The organism is Streptomyces sp. AC558_RSS880, assembly GCF_019049255.1.
Taxonomy (GTDB): Bacteria; Actinomycetota; Actinomycetes; order Streptomycetales; family Streptomycetaceae; genus Streptomyces.
Genome location: NZ_JAGMUJ010000029.1, coordinates 251553 through 270525, shown reverse-complemented (window position 1 = coordinate 270525; position 18973 = coordinate 251553). Strand labels below are relative to the sequence as shown.

Sequence of the window (18973 nt, the reverse complement as noted above, 5' to 3'; positions counted from 1 at the left end):
CGGGTCCGGTGGTCGGCGGCGTCGAGAAGCACGAGGAGCTTGAAGTGGCCGTGCGGGATTCCTCCGTCTCGTCGGGCCTGCCGGCCGAGGGCGGTCGAGTAATGGTCAAGGCCTGTGGATCGGCGACCCGGTGGGGTGGAAGCACCAACGGGGAGACTGGGCTTGAGTCTCCCGTAGGGGGAGGCACGAAGGTGCAGGCATGGACGGCGACACGCTCTTCACGATCGGGGCCCTGGCCCGGCGGACCGGGCTGACGGTCAAGACCATTCGGTTCTACTCCGACACCGGAATCGTGCCGCCGACGGACCGCAGCCCGGCTGGCTACCGTCTCTATGACATCGGCGCACTGGCGCGTCTGGATCTGGTACGCACCCTGCGTGACCTGGGGCTCGACCTTGCTGTCATCCGGCAGGTGCTGGACCGGGAAGTCTCGGTGCCCGAGGTCGCGGCCGCACACGCCGACGCCCTGGAGGTGCAGATCCGCACCCTCCGACTGCGGCGCGCGGTGCTGCGAGCGGTGGCCAAACGAGGCTCCACCCCCGAGGAAATGGACCTCATGCACAAGCTTGCCAAGCTCTCCGACGACGAACGCCGACACCTCATCACCGACTTCATCGACGACACCTTCGGCGGGTTCGACGCCAACGCCGACTTCGTCGACATGATGCGCTCGGCCATGCCCGAACTGCCGGACGACCCCGAACCCCATCAGGTCGACGCCTGGGTGGAACTCGCCGAACTCACCCAGGACCCCGACTTCCGCGCCGCCGTCCGCCGGATGGCGGAGTACCAGGCAGCCGAGCGCGCCCAAGGCGACGTCACCGGCTTGCACCACGACCTGACCGAGACCGTCCGCGACAGCGTCGGCCGCGCACTCGATGCCGGCATCGCCCCGGTCTCGGCCGAGGCCGCACCCGTCATCGACGCCCTTACCGCCCGTTACGCACAAACCTTCAGCCGCGCCGACGACGCCGACTTGCGCCACTGGCTGCTGACACGCCTGGAGATCGCCGGCGATCCCCGCGCGGAACGCTACTGGCACCTGCTGGCCGTCATCAACGGATGGCCCGTCCCGCCCAGCCTGGTACCGGTGTTCGCGTGGTTCACAGAAGCCCTGCGCACTCATACTCCGCGGCAGTCCCGCGTGCAGTAGTCCCACGCCTGACGGTCGCTCCGATCCTCGCGGCTTCGATCACGCCGCGAGGATCTCGGAGCATTCGACAAGGTGACCGCCCTCGAAGTGGGCTCCGGCTCCGGCGTTGCAGATCTCCTGCAGGGCCTTCTTCGCGCCGGGCTGGGCGGACTTCGGCAGCGCGCAGCGTGTCGAGTATCAGCGGCATGGCCGGCAGCAAGGTGTCGGTGCCGTATCCACCGAGGACGAGTTCCACGTCGTGCTCGTCGATCAGCCGTTCGTGGATCCTGGGAACGTTGTCAGCGTTCTCTTGGTCGTCGTACCGGACGAACTCGACGGGAAGGCCGAGAAGTCCGCCTCGGCTGTTGGTGTCCTCACGCCAGATTTCATGGGCGAGACGGGCCGACCCGCTGTCGTCCGCGAGGGAACCGGTCAGCGACAGGCGGTACCCGATACGGATCGGTGCCGGGGCGGCGGTGATGTCAGGCCTCGTTTCCGGTGGGCGTGGCCAGGAGCTGCATTTCCCAGGTGAAGGCCACACCGGTGGCACCGCCGTGCTGCTGCTGGACCTCGGCGGCACCCCGCATGGTCTTCTCACGGGCCCAGTCGCGCTGCCACTCGCCCAGCGCGACCATCCAGGTGATCGGGACCACGCCCGCCTGGACCATGCGCCGTACCGCCATGTCGTGGGCCTCCTTCGAGACACCACCCGACGCGTCGGTGACGGCGAAGACCTCGAAGCCCTCACCCACCGCCTGTATGGCCGGCATGGCCACACACATCTCCGTCCAGAGGCCGGCGATGATCAGCTTCTTGCGTCCTGTCGCCTTGACGGCGTTCACGACACGCTCGTCCTGCCAGGTGTTGATGAAGGTCCTGTTGATCGGCTTCTGCTCCGGGAACACATCCTGCAGCCCCTGAACGAGGAGGCCACCGCGCTCTTCCAGAACGGTTGTCAGAATGGTCGGGACGTCGAACACCTTGGCGGCCTTGGCGAGCCCGACGACGCATGGCCACAGCAGCGCGGCGGGAGGGCTTCCGGAGCGGGGTGGCTCAGCTTCGGGCGGTGGTGTCCTCGCGGCCGACCTCGTGGTGCCGGCCGTCGGGGCGGGGAAGGGGCTTGAGGGCGACCTCGATGCGGTGCGTGGAGTCGTGGCTCACCGAGCCGCCCAGACGTGCCTCGACCACGCCCAGGCGCAGCCCCGCCCCGCCCTCGCCGGCCCGGTGGAACTGCACCGAGAACTCCAGGCTGACCTGCTCCACGTGGAACCGCCAGTCGCTCTGCGCGCCTTCGGCCTGGGCCCGCGCCAGCTCCGCACGTACCGTGCCGATGGCCTCCGCCAGGCCGATCGGTTCCGCATTCGTCATTTCAACACACCGCCACTTTCGGTTGATTGACCGATGCACCCTGCTCACAAGTCTAGGGACGCCCCGTGCTTTGCACGTAGTGTGAGACGGCATGGGGGAACTGCGTGCGGACTGGAGACTCAGGCTGCGGCGCGAGGACGCCCACGGCCCCGTGTGCGGCGCCGGCGTGCTCGTCGACCAGTACACGGCGCTGACCTGTGCGCACGTGGTGCGCCGTCCGGACGCCGTGATGTGGCTGGAGTTCGCCGAGAACGGCGGGCTGGAACCGGTTGCCGCGCGGGTCATGCCCGGCGGCTGGCTGGCGGAGGGCCCCGGCGGCGAGGACGTCGCCGTGCTGCGCCTGGACAGCCCCCGTCCGCAGGCGCGCCGCGCTCCGCTGGACACCCGGCTGTGGGGCGGTATGGAGGTGTACGCGACCGGTTACGCGGAGGGCTTCGACGACGGCATGAGCCTGTGGGGGCGGATCGGCGGTGTCAGCGGTGAGCGGGTGCAGCTCGACGCCGTCACCCGGTCGGAGGTGGTGCGCGCCGGCTTCAGCGGCGCCGCCGTGTGCACCCGGCCCGAGGAGGGCCGTCCCGCCCGGGTGGTGGGCCTCGTCGTCAGCTGGCGCGGAGACCTGGGCGCGGCCCTGCCCGAGGACAACCGGCTCTCCTTCTCGTACCTGATCCCCGTCGGCCGCATCGCCGAACTCTCGCCGGTGGTCAAGGAGCTGAGCGGTCCGGGCGCCTGGGACCACGGCTTCGAGGAGCGGTTGACCCGGTGGTTCGACGACCCGGACGAGGACCCGGTGAAGATCACCGTGGTGCCCCCGGGCAGCGGCAAGGACCGCTCCCTGCGCCATCTGCTGCACCGCGCCCATGTCGTCCACCGCGGCGGCGCCAGCAGGCCCGAGCTCATCGACCACGCGCTGGACCAGGTGACCTTCCCGCCCGGCGAGTACCTGGCGTACTGGGACTGGCTGCGCGGCGCCAAGGCCCGGCGGCCCGAGCGGGCGGCCGACCGGGCGCCCGTACGGCCGGTCACGGTCCTCGTCGACGGTCTCGACGAGGAGCCCCAGCCGGGCCCCCTCATCGAGATCCTGGCCAGGTTACGGGTGTTCGGTTTCCGGCTGCTGCTCGTCTTCCGGCACGAGGGCGGGCCCGGCTGGGCCGCGTCCCGCGACCTCCTCCTGCGGCCCGCGCTCCTCCACCACGCGGACACGCTGCTCGACCGCCTGCAGCGCGCGGAGTTCAGCCGGGCGATACGCCGCGACATCGTCGACAGCGCCTCCCTCGGCTCCGTGACCGAGACCGCCGACCGGCACCGGGCCACGCGCCGCCTGCTCGACGACGTACGGGACCCGCAACAGCAACTCGCCCGGCTGCGCGCCCTCATCAGGACGCTGCGTGCCGACCTGAGCCGCTGCGGGGACCGGTGACGCGGCGCACCGCCCGGCCCGGGTGGGGAAGGAGGGCCGCGAGACCATGACGACCTGCCCGCACCGGCGCTTCACCGGAGCCCCCTGCGGCGGCACCGTGCTGCCCACCGGCTACTGCGCCACCTGCGGCCGCGCGGCGAACGGCCCCGGACTGCCCGACCTGCCCGGCGACCCCCGCGCACTCGGCCCCCGCGAACTCCTCGCCCTCCCCGAGCGCGAGCCGCGCCCCGCCGGGGAACGCCTCATCCGTCCCGAGGCCCCGCTGCGCATCCGCATGAGCTGCTCGTCCGCGGACTGCGGCATCACCTTCGCCCCGCCCTACACCGAGGGACCGGTGCCGATCGAGGGATTCTGCCCGGCGTGCGGCGAGCGCTACTCGTACCGGCCCGAACTCGCCGAGGGCGACCTGCTGCGCGACCAGTACCGGATCATGGGACCCATCGCACACGGCGGCCAGGGCTGGGTCTACCTCGCCGAGGACACCCACCTCGGCGACGTCGTCGCCGTCAAGGGACTGCTCAACCGGTACGAGCACGACGGCGCCCGCCTCGCCGACGTGGAACGCCGCAACCTCGTCGCCATCCGCCACCCCCGCATCGTCCAGATCCGCGACTTCGTCGCCCGCAGGGACGACAGCGGGCAGGTCACCGGCGGCTACATCGTCATGGACGACGTCGGCGACGGCACCCTCGCGAGGGTCACCGAGGAGGTCCGGCGCGGGGAGTCCGTCCTCGACATCGAGCACGTCGCGGCGTACGGCTGCCAGATCCTCGAGGCCTTCGTCCATCTGCACGCCGACGGCGAACGGGTCTTCGTGTACGGGGACATGAAGCCGTCCAACGTCGTGCACCACCGGGACGGCATCAAGGTCATCGACCTCGGCGGCATGCGCGAACAGGGCCAGGGCCTGCCGCCCGCCCACGTCACGCCCGACTACATGGCGCCCGAGACCGCGACGTCGGCCGCGCCCACCGTCGCCCACGACCTGCACACCGTCGGCGTCACCCTGCGGGAACTCTCCCGCTGGGCCGTCACCGAGGCGCCCGGCCTCGGCACCGCCTCCTTCCAGCGGGTCGTCGACCGTGCCGTGCGGACCGACCCGGGCCGCCGCTTCACCGACGCCCGTGAGATGGTCGGCCAACTGCGCGGTGCCCTGCGGGAGATCCGCGCGCTGCGCGGCAAGAGCGACCCGCCGGAGCCCTCCGACCACTTCCGGCCGTCCACCCGGCTGCCCGGCGCCCGGCTCGGCACGGTGCCGGGCATCGGGCACTGGCTGGAGAGGCCCCGCCGCGACCGGTACCAGCCGCCCGTGGCACCGACCCTCGACCTCGGCACGCCCACCCCCGCCGAGATCGCCGCCTGCCTGCCGGTGCCCAGGCCCTATCCGGGCGATCCGCAGGCCACGCGGTTCGAGGTGAGCAGCGGTTACGACCCGGACCGGCTCCTCGATCAGGAGGACGAGAAGCCGCCCTCGGTGGAGATCCGCCTGCACAACGTGCGCGTCCTGCTGGGCCGGAACACCCGCGACGACCTGCGGCGCGCCCAGGAGGAACTCGACACCGCCGACTCCGTCCCCGGACCGTCCGCCGTGCGCCGGTGGCGGCTGGAGTGGCACCGCGCCCTGCTCGCGCTGCGCGGCGCCGACCTCGACGACGACCCCCGGCAGGTCGCCGAGGCCCGGAACCACTTCACACAGGTCCACCTCGAACTGCCCGGCGAGTACGCCCCCAAACTGGCCCTCGCCCACTGCGCGGAACGGCTCGGTGACGACCCCGCCGGGCCCACGGCCAAGGAACTGTACGAGGCCGTGTTCGCCCGCAACCCCGCGCACGGCGGCGCCGCCCTCGGCCTGGCCAGGATCGCGCTCCGCGCACGCGACCGCCGGACGGCCATCGACGTGCTCGGCCGGGTCCGGCAGGGCACGCTGGACCACACCGTCGCCCGGATCGCCGCCCTGCGCATCCGCGCGGCCCGGCTGCCCGGAGACGGCGATCCGCTGCCCCTGCCCGCCGAGGTCGACGCGGCACTGGCCGAACTGCACGGCCTGGTGGGCCGGCGTCCGGGCGACGGGGAGCCGGGCCTGTCCGAGGACGAGGCGCTGCGCCTGAGCACCGAACTCCACGAGTGGAAACTGGACGCGGTGCACAGCCTCAGCGACCGTCCCGGCTCCCCGGGAAGCGGTGCCGGACGGCTCACCGCCCGCGCCCTGCGCCGTCTGAGCGCGCCGGAGCGCGCGTTGCGCGAGCAGTTGGAGTCGCACTACCGGCGGCTGGCGGCACACCACCAGGAACCGGCCGCCGCCCACGAGCACCTCGTGGACCTCATGCACGCGGTGCGACCCCAGACCGTGTTCTGACCGTGCGACCCGACCGGACGGAACGGCACCCGGCGACGCAGGCGGACGAAGGCGAAAGGAGCGGTGACGTACGACATGAGCAGCCCCACCCGGCCCCCGCAGCCGGGCATCCGACTCCACGTCGACCTCGGCGGCGATCCGCGCCCGCACCGGAGCGCGAAGATCGAGGCCCATCTGCGGGTCGACGTGGCCGCCGGCGGCGCCCCCACCGACCTGCCCGCGGTCCAGCTCGCGGTGATCATCGCGGTGGACGTCGCCGAATCCCACCGGGCGGCCGTCCGGCACGCCCTGCCGGCGGCGCTGCGCGCCCTGCCCGACCGCATCTCCTTCGCCGTGCTCGGCGGCGGCCCCGAGCCGGTCCGGTGCTATCCGCGGGGTGACGACGAGTGGGCCGTCGCCGACCGGGACGAGAGGCGCCGGGCCGCCTTCGTCGCGGGCTCGCTCCCGCTGCACCGGGAGGGGCCGCGTCCCGCCGGGTACGCCGCCTGGGTGGCCGGAGCGCGCGCCCTGCTCGCCGGCCGGCCGGTGTCCGTACGCCATCTGGTGCTGATCACCGACGGCAGCAGCGCCGTCGCCGCCGACAACCGTCTGGAGGAGGAACTGGACGCCTGTGCGGGGCAGTTCACCTGCGACGTGTTCGCCGTGGGCACGGACTGGTCCCCCGATCCCCTGCTGACCCTCGCCGAACGGTTGCACGGCACGGCCGAGTTCGTGGACGACGGACTCGGCCCCGCGATCACCGCCGCCATCCAGCGGCTGCGCCGGGTGCACACTCCCCAGCTGCCGGTCGAGGTGACCGTACGGCCCTCCGTGCGCCAGGTCTCGCTCAGCGAGAAGGCGCCCCGGCCGCACCGGCTCGGCGGGCTGCCCCAGCCCGGCCGGCCGCACTGCTGGAGCTTCCCCACCTACCAGTGGGAGCAGGGCCGCCGCGACTACCTGCTCACCCTGGTCGCCGACTCCGACACCGACCCGCTGGAGACCGAGCTGCAGTTCGCCATGGTCTCCATCGGCGACGTCCACGCGCCTGTCACCGCCCGCTGGCACCTTCCCGGGCACGCCCCGCCGCACGCCCCGGCGGGCGCCGAGAGCGTGCGCACCCTCAACGAGGCCACCAGAATGCGCAAGGCGCTGCGCCAAGGACTCATCGCCCTCCGGGAAGGCCGTCGCGACACCGCGAAGGACCTGCTGGGGGAGGCTGCCCGGCTGGCGGTGCGGTCCGGCACGGACTGGGTGCTGGACGAGATCCGCGCGGTCGCCCACATCGAGGACGCGGCCGGGGGGCGGGTCCGGCTGCGCACCGTCGACGCCGGCACCCTCGGCCCGATGATCCTGCGCGCCGGGTCCCGTCCCGGCGGGCCCCTGGCCGAAGCCGTCGGCGCCCGGCCGGGTCCGCGTTGCGGCGGTTGCGGCACGCCGGCCGGGAGCGAGGCCCGCTACTGCATCGCCTGCGGGGAGAAGCTGCTGTGACGGCCGGACGTGCCGCCTCCTGGCGGCGGTACTCCCCCGCCGCCTTCTGGCGCGGGCGTCCGGGCTCCTGGCGGACCCGTCGGCTGCTGGAGGTGCATCTGCTGGTGCTGTTGCTGCTCACGGCCGTGGCGTCGACCGCGCTCTTCCTCTCCAGCCGTCAGGTCCAGCACGGCGCCGAAGCGCTGGCGTCCCGCGAGGCGCCGGCCGTGCAGGGGCTCGCCGCCGCCCGGCTCGCGGCCCTGCGCGCCCACGAGGAGGCCAACAGCCTGGTGGAGATGGACCTCATCGGCGTGGCGGGCTCGGGCGAGGCCTACCGGTCCCAGCTCTCGGCCGCCGACCAGGGCCTGTCCCGGATCGCCGACCGCACGGACCAGGACCTCGGCACGGTCAAGGGCCTGCTCGCCACCTACAGCGACTCGCTCGCTCTCGGCACGTCCCTCTCCCATGACCAGCCCCTCATGCGGAAGCTGAGGTTTCGGGAGGCCGAGTCGCTGCTCACCCGCGACACGGTGGGAGTCGCACCGCGTCTGAAGGTCCTGCAGCGGAACCAGTTGGAGCACGCCGAGGCCACGACCGCCATGGGGCGGTGGCAGCACGCCGGGTGGTGGGTCGCCGAACTCGCCCTGATCGCGACGGCGTTGACCCTGCTCTCGGCGCTGTTCGTGCTGCGCGACCGCTGCGGCCGTGACTGGAACCCGTACCTGCTCGCGGCCCTCCTCCTCACCGTGCTGCTCGCGGTGGTCCCGCTGATGACGGCGTACTCCACCCAGGACGAACTCGACGGGGCGCTCGGGGATCTGCGACGGATCACCGAGACGTCCTGGCGGAGCGGCCCGCCGGCCGAGGCGCAGCAGCACGTCACGGAGATGTCGGAGAAGGTCCGGCAGCGGCTGACCGACGGCACGTGGACCGAATCGGTGTACCGGGGCGCTCTCGTCGGCAGCCTGTTCGCCGTCGTCCTGCCCGCGCTGGGGCTCGGTCTGCGGCTCGACCACGACTACTGGAGGCGACGGTGACCCGGCGGTTCAGGATGCTGGTGTTCGGTGTGGTCATGCTGCTGGTCGCGGCCGGCGGCATGGTGGTGGTCTGGGCGCAGCACGACGACGAGGAGCCGGTGACCATCCTCGGGACGTGGACGGCCGGGCAGGCGGAGCAGTTCGAGAGCGTGCTGCGGGGTTTCGGCATCCCCTTCCGCTACCAGGGCACCGCCGCCCAGCGGGAGGTGCTGCTCTCCAAGGTGCAGGCGGGGGAGCCCCCGGACATCGTGATCATGCCGGGCCTCGGTGAACTCGCCGAGTACGCCGACCAGGGCCTTCTGGAGCCGCTGGACGATCTCTACGATCCGCGGGAGTACGGCGCCCCTTGGATGGCGGCCGCCTCGTCCCCCGGGCACGTGTACTGGGTCCCGGTCAAGGCGGACCTGAAGAGCATCGTCTGGTACCGCGAGGGCCGGAAGCCGGACGCTTCACCGGCCCCGCTGAAGAGCTGGTGCATCGGCATGGGGGACGACGGCGCCTCCGGCTGGCCCGGCACCGACTGGGTCGAGGACCTCGTGCTGCAACGGGAGGGCCCGGAGGTCTACGAGAAGTGGGCGCTGGGCACCGGCGAGGCGAAGTGGTGGCGAAGTGATCCGGTGCGCACCGCCTGGGAGGCCTGGGCCGGTCTGCTGCGGCAGGACGAGGAGGCGGCCGGGTCGGCTCTGCTCACCGACCACCGCGGCGCCCCGCACGGCAACGGGCTGCTGTTCGACGGTCCGGACGAGTGCGCCCTGGAGCACCAGGGCTCCTTCGCGCTCTCCTTCTACCGGGACGACGCGCGGCACGCGCGCCTGACGGACTCCGCTCCGCTGCTGCCCGAGGGGGACGGTCAGGTCCGGGGGCGCGAGGTGACCGGTGACTTCGCGGCGCTGTTCAGCGACCGTCCCGAGGCCGGTGAGCTGATCGAACGGCTGGCCTCCCGGGAGGGCCAGCAGAAGTGGGCCGACCGGGCGGGCGTCTTCTCGGCGAACCGTCAGGTGACGCCGCGAGGCGACGCGGTCAGGGGTGAGATCGCCCGGCGGCTTCGCGAAGGGCCCCGCTGCCTGGACGCCTCGGACGTCATGGCGCCCGCCGTGCGGGACGCCTTCTACGAGGCCGTACTGCTCACCATGGCACGGGCCGCCGCCGGCCAGGACCCCGGTGTTCCGGACCTCCTCCAGGACGTGCAGAGGGTGCAGGACGCACAGGACGCGCAGGGCGCCGACAGCAGGGCGGCTCCGAAGACGGTGTGCAGTACGCGGTGAGCGACGGGTGGCGCCTCCCGCACGTGGCACGACGGCCTGTTCCGCCCGGCGAGCACCGGGCGGAACAGGCCCCCTGGACGATCAGTCGAGACCCGGAGGAAAGACGTGGTGGGCTCCCCCGCGGACGAGTACCCGCCAGGCTTCGATCCGCCCCGAGCAGTCGGGGAACACCTCGAGCCGGAACGCCTGCTCCCAGTTCACTGTGAGCTCACCCGACTGACCCACGGTCACGCTGTCGACGGAGGGACGGAGTTCGCCGAGCACTCGATTGAACGTGGTGGTCTGGGCGTCGTAGATCATGCGGAACTCGTCGAACGCCTGTGGTCCCGCGTCCTTCTGCGCATACCGCATGTCCGCGGACCCCAGGAGGATCCTCCCGTGCCGCACGATCCGGAACGGGCACTGCATGTGAACCATGACCGTCTCGCCCTGGAGGCCGTCGAACTCGACGACGCCCATGTCCACCGCTCTGCCGACGGAGCGGACGATCGTACCCGTCAGGATCCGGGTGATCTCGTCCACGTGAATCTCAGCAGCCACCGAACAGCACGCCCGACAGCGGTCCGGCCGCAAGCGCGAGTGCGAGCGTCAAGGCCACCCGTCTGCCGGTTCTCCTGCGTGCGCGGGCACGACGAAACATCCCCCAGCCCTCCCCGGAGCTCCATGGAACCGATCAAGCGAGCGATTGCGTAAAAACGATAAGTAAGGCCTCGCGGAAATTACCCGGCGAACTCATGGACAATCAAAGATGTCCAATAAATGAACGACCCACTGCACTGAATTCCCTGCGAAGGATTGCGCGGAATACTGTTAACGTCCCGCGTCGTGACCAACTTGCTGATACCGCAGGCCCGTACGCAGCCGCCGGCCGGACGACGAGCGCGCGCGGCGCGGCTGGTCGTCGGGCTCGTGACGGGGGCCGTGCTGGTGTGCTCCGTGGTGACGGCCCGGCTGCACGGGGACATCCGCTATGTACTGGCGTGTCTGCGGAGTGGTGAGGCGGTCGGCATTTCGCCGTCGGAGACCTTTACTCACCGGCCGTATTTCTACCGGTGGTTCCTGTACTGCCTCGACCAGCTGGGCGCCGGTCCCACCGCGGTACGCGAGGCGGTCCTGCGGGGCGTCGGTGTGCTGTTGTGCCTCGCCGCCGGGCTCGCCCTGCGCGCGGCGCTGCGGCGGCGGCTGCCGGGGCGGGAGGCGGATCTGGCCGGTGCCGCGGTGGCCCTGGTGCTCGCGCTGGCGCCGCGCACCGACTTCCTGCAGCCGGAGTGGACGGCCGCGCTGCTGTCGGTGCTCGCGGTGGCCGTCGTGCTCGCCGACGTACGGCCCGTGCCCGCCGCGGCGCTCGCGGCCGTACCGCTGGGGCTCGCGGTGATGATGAAGTACTCCACCGCCGCCACCGCGCTCATCGCGCTGCTGGCCGTCTTCGCCGCCGGCCGGGTGCGCGCGCTGCTCCTCGCCGCCGCGACGGCCGTGTCGAGCGTGCTGCTGCTGGGCTTCAGCCTCTGGTCGGGGTCGCGGGAGTGGCAGTGGGTCCGGGACATGCCGCAGATCAACCAGGGCTCACTGTCCCGGCAGGGCGTGCGGCCCGGGGAGCTCTTCGCCCGGTCGGTCGACTTCCTCGCGGACCGGGCCGCACTCAGCCCCGTACTGCTCCTGCTGCCCGCGGCGCTGCTCCTGCTGCTGGCCGGCCAGGACGACCGGCGCAGGCGCACCGAGTGGGCGGTGCTCGCCGGGGCGGGGGCCGCCGTGGGGCTGGGCGCGGTCGTGGTGCAGGGCAACTGGTTCGCGTACCACGCCGCCGCGCTGCCGGTGGGCGCCGCCGCGCTGTGGGGGCTCGCGGTGGCGCGGTGGTACGGGGCGCGGGGACGGGTGCCGCTGGGCTTCCTGGCGGTCAGCGGCGTGATCGCCGTCCTGGCGCCGTGGTACTCCGCCGCCCCGCAGGGGCTGCAGCGGTCGGCGGTCGTGTGGGGGGCGGGGGTCGTCGCGCTCGGCGCCGCGTTCTTCGACGTGCGGCGCCCGGCCGGGAGCGGCTCCGGGTTGCGGGTGCCGGCCGCCGTGGTGGGGGTCGGGCTGGCCGCGGTGGCCGTCTGGCCGTCCTCCCCCCATCTCATGGACCGCGGCGAGGTGGGCGAGACCAACGCCGCGTATCTGCGGGTCTCCGAGGAGAAGGCCGACGCGGCGGCCGAGGTGCGGCGGCGGTTGCCGGACGGGGCGCTCGTGCAGTACCTCGCCTTCGGCGACGAGGCGTACTTCATCGGGCACGCCTCGCCCTGCCCCTACCCGATCCCGACGTTCCTGCAGCGCACCCGCTACCTCCCGGACGTGAGCACCCTCGACTCGTACGCCGAGAACGCCCGTTGCCTGGACGAGGACCCGCCGCGGTACGCGGTGCTGAACCGCGGCTGGTTCCCCCCGGCGAAGATCGACCGGGCGCTGGCGCGGCGGATCGAGGCGCGCTACGACTGTCCGCCGGCGCCCGCGGAGCGGCTCGTCGTGTGCCGGCTGCGGTGATCGCGGGCCGACGCGCCCGCACGGCGACGGCCACCGCCCCGGACGGGGGCGGTGGCCGTCGCCGTACCGCGGCTCACCGGGCGCCGATCAGCTCCATGACCCGGTGTGCCATCGCCACGGCGTAGTTCTGTCCCCGGTCCTGCGGATAGACCTGCGCCATCGTGGCCAGCGTGACCCGGCTCATCGTCGTCTCGTGCGGCGGGATGAGCTCCCGGTACTCCGGGGTGACGACGGGCTGCGCGAAGGGGGCGCGGGAGAAGTGCCGGCGGGAGATCCAGGAACGGTCGAAGTCCGGGTTCAGGCGTCGCAGCCAGGGCGTGTACGCCTGCAGCAGGTCCTCCGGGTCGGAGGTGAAGCGCCAGTCGTCGCGCGGCACGTAGTTCCCGACGTACACGACGTGCTTGCCGCCGTACTCCGCCGGGTCCACCATCCGGGTGTGCTCGACGACGGCCAGGAACGGGAAGTCGGTGTCGTTGACGTTGAGCCAGTAGTACGGGATGAGGCTGCGGTCCAGCTCCAGCACGAGGCAGGTCGCGCCGAGGTACTGGTTGCGCCACGTCACGTCGTCGGACGGCAGTCCCGCGGCCCGGGCGAAGGCGGGCTGCGGGGTGGTGACGACGACGTGGTCGAAGCCGTACGACGACCCGTCCTCGGTGTCGACCGTCACCGTGTCGCCGTCCTGCCGGATGCGCGTCAGCCGCCTGCCGAACTCGATCTTCCCGCCGCGCGAGGCGACCGCGTCCGCCAGCGCCGCGTACACCTTGTCGAACCCGCCGTGCACATAGCCCAGTTCGAAGGTGCGGCAGTGCACCCGGGCCCACAGCCAGGCCATGGACACCTCCTCGGCGCGCTCCCCGAACTTGCCGCGCAGCAGCGGCTCCCAGATCTCCTCCGTGGCGCGCCGTCCGGCCCAGCGGCGCAGCCAGCTCAGCGCCGTGCGGTCGTTGAAGCGCTCGCCCTTGCGTACGGCCTTCAGCGCGGCGGAGGAGAACGCGAAGCGCAGTGCCGGCAGCGGCGGGAGGAAGCGCAGCATCTGCAGCGGGGTGCTGAAGGGGCGCAGCCGTCCGGCGCGGTAGATGCCGGTGGTGGGCTTGTGGAAGCGCAGGGACGAGCCCAGGCCCAGCTCCTCGATCAGCTCGATCATGGCGTGGTCGGAGCGGAAGATGTGGTGGTAGTAGCGCTCCAGCGGCGTGCCCTGCACGGTCAGTGAGGCGGCCAGGCCGCCCAGTTCGTCGGCCGCTTCCAGCACCGTGACCGTGTGCCCGGCCTTGACCGCGTCGTAGGCGGCGGTCAGTCCGGTGGCGCCGGCTCCGATGATGCCCAGGTTCACGCGAAGCTCCACTTCCGGTTGAGCACGAATTGCACCGCCAGGACCAGCGGCAGGGAGGCGGCCTTCACCAGGTTCGGGTCGGTCCCGAGCCGGCCGGCGAAGAGCCACAGCAGCCCGATGGTGAGCGCGATGCCGCACATCCCCACGGCGTAGAAGCGCACGAAGCGCAGCGCCAGCCGGTCGCGCTTGCCGAAGGTGAACACCGCGTTGAGAACGAAGTTGTTGGTGATGCCGAGGGTGGTGCCGACGCCGTTGGCGACCTGCTCGTGCCATCCGAGGACGTTGTAGAGCAGCGCGAACGCGGCCAGGTCCAGGGCGACACCGCTGCCGCCGACGAGCGTGTAGCTGACGAGCTGCCGGAGTTTCCGGGGAGGTCGCTCGGTACGGGCGGGCGTGTCAGTCGCCGTCATGCCGGACCACCTGCCGGACGATGTACAGCGGCCGTCCCTGCGCCTCGCTGTACGTCCGCCCGATGTACGAGCCGAGCACCCCGAGCGAGAGCATCTGCACCCCGCCCAGGAACAGCACGACGACCATGAGCATGGTCCAGCCGGACACCGTGATGTCGGGCCGGAACGCCTTCATCGCCAGCGCGTAGAGGATGCCCGCGAAGGACAGCGCCAGCACCACGAACCCGAGGCGTGTGATCAGTTTCAGCGGCACCGTGGAGAAGCCGGTCACCCCGTCGACCGCCAGCCGCGCCATCTTCCGCAGCGGGTACTTGGTCTCGCCGGCGAACCGTTCGTCGCGGTCGAAGCGCACCTCGGTCTGGACGAAGCCCATCGAGGCGACGATGCCCCGCACGAACCGGCTGCGCTCCCGGTAGCGCCGCAGTTCGTCGGCGACCCGCCGGTCCAGCAGCCGGAAGTCCCCGGTGTCCAGCGGGATGTCGACCTCCGTGCACGCCCGGAGGACCCGGTAGTACGTGGCGGCCGTCGCCCTCTTGAACACCCCGTCCCGCCGGGACCGGCGCCGCGCGTGCACGACCTCCGCACCGTCCCGCCAGGCGTCGATGAGTTCGAGACTCACCCGCGGCGGGTCCTGCAGATCGGTGTCCATCACGATCACCGCGTCGCCGCGCGCCTCGTCCAGTCCGGCCGTGATCGCCATCTGGTGCCCGAAGTTGCGCGCGAAGTCGACCACGCGCACCCGCGGATCGTTCTTCGCCAGGTCGCGGAGGATCGTCAGGGAGGCGTCGGACGAACCGTCGTTGACGTAGACCAGCTCGAAGGAGAGTTCCGGGCGGGTACCGATCGCTTCCACGAGTTCGTCGTGGAAGCGCCGTATGCCGTCCTGCTCGTTGAACACCGGCAGCACGTAGCTGACCAGTGTGGTTCCCCTCGGGCTCTCCCGGGGGCGCGGCATCGATGACGGTGTCGCGGGGGCGGGTGCGTCTGACATTGCGGCGACGCTAGGGAGCACGGCTGAACGGCGGGCAAATAGCCGATGGTGTCCCGCACTCGAACAGTTGGCGAACGGTCGTCCTCGGAAAGTCGGATGCGGCGTACAACCGTTCGGGGTGATGATCGGTCTTTACAGCGACCACATCGGTCGTATTTACAAGGAGACCGTCATTCCCGCCATACGCAAGACCCTGACCGCCACCGCCGTCGCCACCGTGGTCCTGGCCGGGGCCGCCGCCTGCGGCACCGTGGAGAACCTGTCCGCCGGGCAGAAGCTCGACCAGGCCTTCGAGAAGCTCGGCAAGGAACGCTCGCTCTCCTTCGAGCTGGACCTGGACACCGACGCCGCGTCGCTGAAGGCGCTGGACTCCGGGGCGGACCCCGGCGAGGAGATGCCCGAAGAGGCCGCCGAACTGCTCAGCGACGCGCGGATCTCCGTCTCCGTGCAGTCCAAGAAGCCGATCGAGGAGTCCAGCGAGAAGGACTTCACCGCCATGGCGGTGAAGTTCAGCGTCCCGGACGGTGCCCTGTTCGAGTACCGGCTGGTCGGCGACTACACCTACGTCCGTGCCGACCTGGACGCGCTCGGGCGGATGAGCGGCAGCCCCATGCCGTCGGCCGACGAACTGCCCGACAGCGCGGGGGCGTTCAAGAAGCTCCTCGCCGGTGAGTGGATCAAGATCTCGACGAAGGAGGTCGAGGAGGCCGGCGAGCAGATGTCGGGGGCGGAGGGCGCCGAGGCCGCAGAGCCCTCGGCGGAGCCCACGCTCGACGCCAAGACGCAGAAGAAGATCGTCAAGGCGCTGCGTCAGGTCATCGCCCAGGAGGTCGACCTCGAGACCTCCGGCGGATCGGACGGCACCGAGCACATCAAGGCCACCGCGCCCTTCCGCACGCTGATGACCGAACTGCTCGACGAACTCGGCCCGCTGGCGGACGAACTGCCGCCGGGCGCCGAGCTGCCGACGGCCAAGGACCTCAAGGACGCGCCGAACGAGAAGGTCACGGCCGACTTCACGCTGAAGAACGGCGAGCTGACCGAGATGTCCGTGGACCTGGCCAAGCTGACGGAGAAGGCGAAGGTCAAGAAGTTCGCGCTGGTGCTGCGCCTGGGCGAGGGCGAGAAGGCCACGGCCCCGGCGGGCGCCACCGAGGTGCGGATCGACGAGCTCATGGAGGGCTTCTTCGGCGGCTTCGCGGCGGGGGCGCTCGGCGAGGAGGAGTTCGCGGAAGGCGCCGAGGGCTGACAGGCACCGGAGTCCGTGGCGGGGCGCCGTCCTCCCTGAGGAGGAGAGGACGGCGCCCCGTCTCGTGCGAGCGCACCAGGGGAAAGTGACGGCAGGCGCACGACGCCGTGCGGGGCTCCGCCCGCGAGTCTTGGAGGGAACCCAAGACCGAACGCGGAGATCCCTGACCTGTGGCTACCTTCCTGTATCGCATCGGCCGCGGCGCCTTCCGGCGGCGATGGCTCGTGACACTGCTGTGGGCGGTGATCCTCGGCACCGCCGGGGCCGGCGCCGCCACGGCGCCCGCCGCCGGTGACGACGGCACGTCCTTCATGCCCGGCATCGAGGCGCAGCGGGCCTTCGACCTCATCGGGGAGCGCTTCCCGGGTTCGGACGCCGACGGCGCCGACGCGCGGATCGTGTTCATCGCCCCCGACGGGGAGAAGGTGACCGCCGCCGGCCACCGCGCCGCCATCGACGCGTTCGTGGCCACGGCCGGCGACGGGCCGCAGGTCGCGAGCGCCGTGAGCCCCTTCGCGGCGAACGCGGTGAGCGAGGACGCCTCCACCGCCTACGCCACCGTGACCTACGAGGTCTCGTCCGGCGACCTCACCGAGGCCGGACGGACCGCGCTGGAGACGGCCGTCGACGAGGCCCGCGACTCCGGTCTCACCGTGGAGGTCGGCGGCAGCGCGCTCTCCTCGCAGCCGGCCGCCGGGGGCGCGGCCGAGGCCGTCGGCGTCGGTCTCGCCGCCGTCGTCCTGCTGATCACGTTCGGCTCCCTCGCCGCGGCCGGGCTGCCCCTGCTCACCGCCGTCGTCGGGGTGGGGATCAGCATGGGGGCGATCCTGGCCCTCGGCAGCGCCCTGGGACTGTCCATGACCACCGGAACGCTCGCCTCGATGCTCGGTCTCGCGGTCGGCATCGACTACGCCCTGTTCGTGGTCTCCCGCTACCGGGAGGAGCGGGAGAACGGGCACGAACCGCGGGAGGCGGCGGGCCTCGCGGTCGGTACGGCCGGCTCCGCGGTGGTCTTCGCCGGTCTCACGGTCGTCATCGCGCTGGCCGGACTGTCCGTGGTCGGCGTGCCGATGCTGACGAAGATGGGTCTGAGCGCCGCGGGCGCGGTCGTCGTCGGCGTGCTGGTCGCGCTGACCCTGGTGCCCGCCCTGCTGGGAATGTGGCCGAACGCCGTCCTGTCGCGCAAGGCCCGCGGGCGCGGCGTCGCCGCCGTCCGGCACACCGACGGCGCGGGAGGCGGCGGCTCCCGCTGGGCCCGGTTCGTGCTGCGCCGCCCGGTGGCGGTGCTGCTGGCCTGCGTGGCCGGGCTGGGTGTACTCGCCCTGCCGGCCACCGACCTGCAACTGGGCATGCCGGGCGCCGAGGCGAAGCCGGTCTCGACGACGGAGCGGCGTGCCTACGACGCGCTCGCCGAGGGCTTCGGACCGGGCTTCAACGGCCCGCTGACGGTCGTCGCCGACGTCAAGGGAGCGTCCGATCCCGAGGCCGCCGCGACCACCGTCGCCGACGCGATCCGGGACACGGACGGTGTCGTGTCCGTCTCGCTGCCCCGGTTCAACGCCGAGGGCGACACCGCGCTGTTCTCGGCGGTCCCCGCCACCGCGCCGAACGACGAGCGCACCAAGGACCTCGTGCAGACCATCCGGGGAGAGCGCGGCGGCCTGGAGGACGAGACGGGCGCGACCTTCGAGGTCACCGGCAGCACGGCGATGAACATCGACGTCGCGCAGGCCCTGCAGGACGCCCTCGTGCCGTACCTGTCCGTCATCGTGGTCCTCTCCCTCCTGCTGCTGATGCTGGTGTTCCGTTCCGTGCTGGTGCCGGTCAAGGCCGCCGTCGGGTTCCTGCTGTCGGTGCTGGCGTCGCTGGGCGCGGTCGTGGCGGTCTTCCAGTGGGGCTGGGGCGCGGGACTGCTGGGCGTCGAGCAGACCGGGCCGATCATGAGCCTGATGCCGGTCTTCCTGGTGGGCATCGTCTTCGGCCTGGCCATGGACTACGAGGTCTTCCTGGTCTCCCGCATGCGGGAGGCGTACGTCCACGGCGAGCGGCCGGCGCAGGCGGTCGTCAGCGGGTTCCGGCACAGCGCCCGGGTGGTCGTCGCCGCCGCGGTGATCATGATCGCGGTGTTCTCCGGGTTCGTCGGGTCCGGCGAGTCCATGATCAAGACGATCGGTTTCGGTCTCGCCGTCGCCGTGCTGTTCGACGCGTTCGTCGTCCGCATGGCGTTCGTGCCCGCCGTCCTGGCCCTGCTCGGGGACAAGGCGTGGTGGCTGCCCCGCCGGCTCGACGGGCTGCTGCCCCGCGTCGACGTCGAGGGCACGGGGCTCACCGGGCGGTCCGCGCCCGCAGGTGAGGGCCACCCCGCCCGGGAACCGGTCCGTACCTGATCCGGGCCCGCTCCCGGCGGGCCGCGCGGTCGTGTCCCACGGCCGCGCGGCCCCGTCCGTCACGTGCCACG

Annotated in this window: 15 protein-coding genes and 1 pseudogene; 9 read left to right on the top strand and 7 right to left on the bottom strand. The window is 72.1% G+C overall.

Annotation, left to right across the window (positions count from 1 at the left end; all coding sequences use genetic code 11):
• Positions 1–199: 199 nt before the first annotated feature.
• Positions 200–1153: a MerR family transcriptional regulator gene (locus KUM38_RS11340; protein WP_217129184.1), complete on the top strand. Its 954-nt coding sequence runs from the start codon at positions 200–202 to the stop codon at positions 1151–1153.
• Here the strand turns inward: KUM38_RS11340 and KUM38_RS43555 are convergent.
• The 3 genes and pseudogenes from KUM38_RS43555 to KUM38_RS11325 form a co-directional block, all read right to left on the bottom strand.
• A complete protein-coding gene (locus KUM38_RS43555; protein WP_217129183.1) occupies positions 1104–1673 on the bottom strand; it encodes an ABC transporter substrate-binding protein in 570 nt (189 codons plus the stop codon). The genes KUM38_RS11340 and KUM38_RS43555 overlap by 50 nt on opposite strands.
• Positions 1615–2139, bottom strand: a pseudogene (locus KUM38_RS11330) (hydrolase); the annotation flags it as partial. The gene KUM38_RS43555 and the pseudogene KUM38_RS11330, both read right to left, overlap by 59 nt.
• A gap of 46 nt (positions 2140–2185) precedes the next feature.
• Positions 2186–2500, bottom strand: coding sequence for a trypco2 family protein (locus tag KUM38_RS11325; protein ID WP_217129182.1), 315 nt, complete (start codon positions 2498–2500; stop codon positions 2186–2188).
• 91 nt (positions 2501–2591) lie between these two features.
• Here KUM38_RS11325 and KUM38_RS11320 point away from each other — a divergent pair, with 91 nt between their 5' ends.
• From KUM38_RS11320 to KUM38_RS11300, 5 genes are all read left to right on the top strand, one after another.
• Complete coding sequence (locus KUM38_RS11320; RefSeq protein WP_217129181.1) at positions 2592–3917, top strand: serine protease; 1326 nt, start codon at positions 2592–2594, stop codon at positions 3915–3917.
• Positions 3918–3963: 46 nt separating this feature from the next.
• Complete coding sequence (locus KUM38_RS11315; protein WP_217129180.1) at positions 3964–6273, top strand: tetratricopeptide repeat protein; 2310 nt, start codon at positions 3964–3966, stop codon at positions 6271–6273.
• A gap of 75 nt (positions 6274–6348) precedes the next feature.
• On the top strand, positions 6349–7740 hold the full coding sequence (locus tag KUM38_RS11310) for a hypothetical protein (protein WP_217129179.1): 1392 nt from the start codon (positions 6349–6351) through the stop codon (positions 7738–7740).
• On the top strand, positions 7737–8756 hold the full coding sequence (locus KUM38_RS11305) for a hypothetical protein (RefSeq protein ID WP_217129178.1): 1020 nt from the start codon (positions 7737–7739) through the stop codon (positions 8754–8756). The genes KUM38_RS11310 and KUM38_RS11305 overlap by 4 nt, the downstream gene beginning before the upstream one ends.
• Positions 8753–10021, top strand: a complete 1269-nt coding sequence (locus tag KUM38_RS11300) for an ABC transporter substrate-binding protein (protein ID WP_217129177.1) — start codon at positions 8753–8755, stop codon at positions 10019–10021. Before KUM38_RS11305 ends, KUM38_RS11300 begins: the two co-directional genes overlap by 4 nt.
• Before the next feature lie 81 nt (positions 10022–10102).
• Here the strand turns inward: KUM38_RS11300 and KUM38_RS11295 are convergent, their stop codons facing one another.
• Complete coding sequence (locus tag KUM38_RS11295; protein WP_217129176.1) at positions 10103–10543, bottom strand: hypothetical protein; 441 nt, start codon at positions 10541–10543, stop codon at positions 10103–10105.
• A 303-nt stretch (positions 10544–10846) separates the two neighbouring features.
• On the opposite strand from KUM38_RS11295, the gene KUM38_RS11290 reads away from it, so the two are divergent.
• Positions 10847–12535 carry a hypothetical protein gene (locus tag KUM38_RS11290; protein ID WP_217129175.1) on the top strand — a complete coding sequence of 563 codons (1689 nt, stop codon included), beginning with the start codon at positions 10847–10849 and terminating at the stop codon, positions 12533–12535.
• A gap of 73 nt (positions 12536–12608) precedes the next feature.
• Here KUM38_RS11290 and KUM38_RS11285 read toward each other — a convergent pair whose 3' ends face one another.
• From KUM38_RS11285 to KUM38_RS11275, 3 genes are read right to left on the bottom strand one after another with little or no spacing between them, the layout of a single operon-like run.
• Positions 12609–13865, bottom strand: coding sequence for an NAD(P)/FAD-dependent oxidoreductase (locus KUM38_RS11285; RefSeq protein WP_217129174.1), 1257 nt, complete (start codon positions 13863–13865; stop codon positions 12609–12611).
• Entirely contained in the window at positions 13862–14275 is a 414-nt protein-coding gene (locus KUM38_RS11280) for a GtrA family protein (RefSeq protein ID WP_217129173.1), read from the bottom strand. Before KUM38_RS11280 ends, KUM38_RS11285 begins: the two co-directional genes overlap by 4 nt.
• Entirely contained in the window at positions 14262–15266 is a 1005-nt protein-coding gene (locus KUM38_RS11275; RefSeq protein ID WP_254396988.1) for a glycosyltransferase family 2 protein, read from the bottom strand. Before KUM38_RS11275 ends, KUM38_RS11280 begins: the two co-directional genes overlap by 14 nt.
• A 121-nt stretch (positions 15267–15387) precedes the next feature.
• On the opposite strand from KUM38_RS11275, the gene KUM38_RS11270 reads away from it, so the two are divergent.
• Positions 15388–16515 carry a hypothetical protein gene (locus KUM38_RS11270; RefSeq protein WP_254396987.1) on the top strand — a complete coding sequence of 376 codons (1128 nt, stop codon included), beginning with the start codon at positions 15388–15390 and terminating at the stop codon, positions 16513–16515.
• Positions 16516–16685: 170 nt separating this feature from the next.
• Positions 16686–18902, top strand: a complete 2217-nt coding sequence (locus KUM38_RS11265) for an MMPL family transporter (RefSeq protein ID WP_217129172.1) — start codon at positions 16686–16688, stop codon at positions 18900–18902.
• Positions 18903–18973: the final 71 nt, after the last annotated feature.